Annotated in this window: 5 protein-coding genes; all 5 read right to left on the bottom strand. The window is 61.5% G+C overall.

Translation table 11 applies throughout. The features are described from left to right. Positions 1-1,025: hypothetical protein (locus tag QT222_RS04600; RefSeq protein ID WP_491476447.1), on the bottom strand; the 1,025-nt coding region annotated here is incomplete at its 3' end. A gap of 142 nt (positions 1,026-1,167) precedes the next feature. Further along, positions 1,168-1,401 carry a DUF2249 domain-containing protein gene (locus tag QT222_RS04605; RefSeq protein WP_004059590.1) on the bottom strand — a complete coding sequence of 78 codons (234 nt, stop codon included), beginning with the start codon at positions 1,399-1,401 and terminating at the stop codon, positions 1,168-1,170. 105 nt (positions 1,402-1,506) lie between these two features. After that, positions 1,507-2,826: a glutamate dehydrogenase GdhB gene (gdhB, locus tag QT222_RS04610; RefSeq protein ID WP_004059589.1), complete on the bottom strand. Its 1,320-nt coding sequence runs from the start codon at positions 2,824-2,826 to the stop codon at positions 1,507-1,509. Beyond that, positions 2,826-2,969, bottom strand: coding sequence for a rubrerythrin-like domain-containing protein (locus tag QT222_RS04615; protein WP_004059588.1), 144 nt, complete (start codon positions 2,967-2,969; stop codon positions 2,826-2,828). Before QT222_RS04615 ends, gdhB begins: the two co-directional genes overlap by 1 nt. 125 nt (positions 2,970-3,094) lie before the next feature. Further along, on the bottom strand, positions 3,095-3,728 hold a 634-nt coding region (locus QT222_RS04620), incomplete at its 5' end, for a helix-turn-helix domain-containing protein (protein ID WP_491476448.1).

Below are 3,728 nucleotides of genomic sequence, written 5' to 3' on the forward strand. Positions count from 1 at the left end.
ACGTGGTACAAGGTGCCGAAGATGACGAAGCCGACGAAGCCGACGGCAAAGAGGTGGACTGTGGCTGGCGCGCCGAATAACGTGTCGCGGGCGAGCGGGTTCGCGAGCCACGACGGAAGCGTGAGCAGTCCCCAGACTGCGAGTGCCGGTGCGGCGACTGCATACCGAGCGAGCATCGGGTTCCAACCGACCGACGACTCGTAGAGTCGCCGCCCGAACACGACGCTAAAGCCGAGCAGTGAGAGTGTGACGAAAAGCCCGCCGACCCGAGCGAGCGACGCGAACTCGACGAGTCGTCCGGTTGCGAGGAGCAGGACACCGACGGGGTATCCGACTTCCTCGACCCGCTGGAGCCAACTATCGATACGACCGAGTTCCGTCTGCGTGAACATGGGACCGAGTTGGTAGAGCGCGCCGACGATTGTCGTCACGACCGCACCAAACACAGCAAGCGTCGCATGTGACTCGATGACTGCCCCTCGCGTCACGCCAAGTGTCGCAAAGACGGGATAGACGAACCCGAGCGCGAGAAGGAACCCAAACGTCGTGACGAGCAAGAAAAATCCGAGTGCGAGAGCGAAATGTCGCTCCGTCACATCGTACTCACTGCACCGCCGAAGCGTTCGGCCGATATTGTACGCGAAGACCCAGAAGCCGAGGAGCATCGCGGCACCGAACACGGGCGTCCATGTGAATGTTCCACTAAGCAGGCTCACGGCGAACCCGACCAAACCACCGGTCACCAACCACAACTGAACGGTCGAAAGTCGCTGAGAGTAAAGTTCGACGCCGGACCAGACCGGAACGAACTGCGTCATCGCGCCCATGATGGTCACACAAACCCACCCCGTAAGCAGGAGATGAACATGCGCGAGCGTGCTGCCACCGGAGATGACATCCAAGACGATGCCGAGTCCGATGGCCACCCCGAAAAGGAGGAGACTGAGGGCGACGAGAAAGTGGCGAAGCGGGACTGTCATCGGCGGTTGCCGGGACGCTTCGACTTTCGCGAGGAGATTGTTCATACACTAGTGGACGAACCGCTGGACTGTACAGGTGCCTCCGAACATATTCGCCACTCACGGTGGTCGCGGTATACGCCGAAGGAGTACGGTGAAGAGTGTGCGCCGATGGACTGTCTCGCGGCGCTCGGGCCGACGACTGCGACTATTTTTTCGGGAACGTCGCAGCGAATTCTGCCGGGCCGCGCTGCTCGACGGCGTAGTTGTCGGCATCGAATGCATCGACCTCGGCCTGCATTTCGTAGAACAGCGGCTTCGGGTCGTGGTCGTTCAGAATCGTGAGCGCCTCGCCGCTTTCGAGGTCGTCAAACGCGCTGTGAATCTTCGGATGGCGCTCTGCGGGAGGTAACTCGCGAACGTCGAGTGTCGTATCGGACATGCATCTCCCGGTTCTCGACCCTCCATTGAGGATGTTGTCCCGAACATATTCGGCGACAACCTCCGCAACGTGGTCGACGAGTGCAGAACTACGGAGGCCGACGAATCAGGGCCAGAGCCCGCGCGCGTCGTGTGCTGCCGCAATCCGCGACAGTGCAACGATGTACGCCGCATCGCGCCACGGGACGTCGCGCGACTCGTATTCGTCGCGGACGACCGACCACGCGTTCAGCATCTCCGTTTCGAGTTCGTCGTGGACGCGTTCGAGGGACCACGTCCGCCGGTTGATGTCCTGCAACCACTCGAAGTAGCTCACGGTGACGCCGCCAGCGTTGGCGAGAATATCCGGGATGACCGGAACCCCACGCTCGGCGAAGTTGGCGTCGGCCGCACTCGTCGTCGGCCCGTTAGCACCCTCGACGATGAGGTTCGCCTGTACGTCGTCGGCGTTCTCGGCGGTCAAGACGTTGCCGACCGCCGCCGGGATGAGCACGTCGACGTCGAGTTCGAGGAGTTCCTCGTTCGAAAACGTCTCCGGCGCGTCGTGCGTCATCACGGCTTCGGGTTCTTCTTCGTGAGTCGGAATTGCGTGCGTGTCCAGTCCGTCGGGGTCGTAGATTGCGCCGTTCACGTCGGAGACGGCGACGACATTCGCGCCGTAATCATCGAGCAGACGTGCAGCGGGGGCACCGACGGAACCGAAGCCCTGCACGGCGACCGTGGTGTCTTCGATATCCCAACTGAGGTAGTCGATGGCTTCGCGGGCGATGATGGCAACCGAGCGACCGGGTGCGGTATCACGGCCTTCGCTCCCACCGACAATCGGCGGTTTGCCCGTCACGACGCCGGGGACCGTCTCGCCTTCCTGCATCGAATAGGCGTCCATCACCCACGCCATCGTCTGCGGGTCGGTCCCCATATCCGGTGCCGGGATATCCTTCATCGGCCCGATGATGGTTCGAATCTCTTGTGTGAACCGTCGAGTGAGCCGTTCTTTCTCGTCGAGGGTCAGGTCCTTCGGGTTGACCGCGATACCGCCTTTCGCGCCGCCGAAGGGGAGGTCCATCACGGCGCACTTCCACGTCATCCACATCGAAAGCCCGACGCACTCATCGCGGGTCACACCCGGGTGATAGCGGAGGCCACCTTTGTAGGGACCGCGGACGCTGTCGTGCTGGGCTCGGTAGCCGGTGTAGACCGAAACAGACCCGTCGTCGCGCTCGATTGGGACGGTCACCTCGTGGACTGCTTCCGGGTGTTTGAGACGCTCGACCACGTTTGGGTCGATATCGAGGTGGTCGGCGGCGCGGTAGAGCTGTCGCCGTGCCGTTTCGAGCGCCGACTCCGACGCTGGCTTCGGCTCCGAGGACTGAGACGCTGCCTCCGCGGTGTTAGGGGACGACCCTTCAGGTTCAGATGTCTGCATTACTCGAGTGGCGTTCCTCGGTTCCGGAGTCGACCGCTACAGTCGGGGCAGGTTCCGGGGTTCGATTCTGCGACGATAATCGTCCCGCACTGGAAGCACTCGTACGGCCGTTCGCTATCGGGGTTCGCTGGAACATCTCTCATAGATATCTGAGCGCGCCGAACTCGTGCCGACCGCGCTCTGCAAACAGATATCAATTGTATAAGGGAGTATTTACACGTTGAATAACGAAGTAGTTGCAGAAGTTCTACCTAGTTATTCAACCCTTTTATAAAGAGTCAGTGGATGCCGGGATACTGGCGTCTTCGAACAGCGTCGAGAACAGCTTTCGTTGCACTGTGCGTACATGTTGATAGAACGCTGGCGGCGAGATGTCGAGCATGTCGGCGACGTCCTCGCCGGTGTTCTCTCGCGGGGATTCGAAGAAGCCGCTGTAGTACGCTGTCTGGAGCACTTCGAGTTGGCGCTCGGTCAATCGTTCGAAGAACTTCGGCCCGGCCGTCTGCGCCTTCGACTGGTCAAACGTTCGCTTCGAACGGAGTTCGGCGACCGCGAATGCTCGTTTGACTAAGTCGGTGACGTGGTGTAAGTCGACGCTCTCGGGAACGTCAATGACGACTGTCGTGCGCGTTGTGTCGGCGGTTGCGCTCCGGAGCACCGCGCCGTGGTCTGCGAGTTCGAGCGCCAAGAACGGCGGCGGGAGGCGGAGTCTCAGTACCCCACCGGTGCCGTCGGCGGAGATTCGCTGGACATCGTCAACAGCGAGAATGTCTGCGGCTGCCCGTTCGACCGCCTTGACGGACGTGCCGTCAACGGTGACGAACACGAATGTCCCGTCCGCAGTCTGTTGGACACCCCCCTGATACGAGACCGAACAGTCAGCCTGTGCCGCGAGTCTGGAG

The sequence above is a fragment of the Haloferax sp. s1 genome (genome assembly GCF_058382125.1).

Excerpts from the sequence above, each read along its gene's own strand:
- QT222_RS04605 (WP_004059590.1), bottom strand. The coding sequence starts at position 1,401 with ATGTCCGATACGACACTCGACGTTCGCGAGTTACCTCCCGCAGAGCGC.
- gdhB (WP_004059589.1), bottom strand. The coding sequence starts at position 2,826 with ATGCAGACATCTGAACCTGAAGGGTCGTCCCCTAACACCGCGGAGGCA.
- QT222_RS04615 (WP_004059588.1), bottom strand. The coding sequence starts at position 2,969 with ATGAGAGATGTTCCAGCGAACCCCGATAGCGAACGGCCGTACGAGTGC.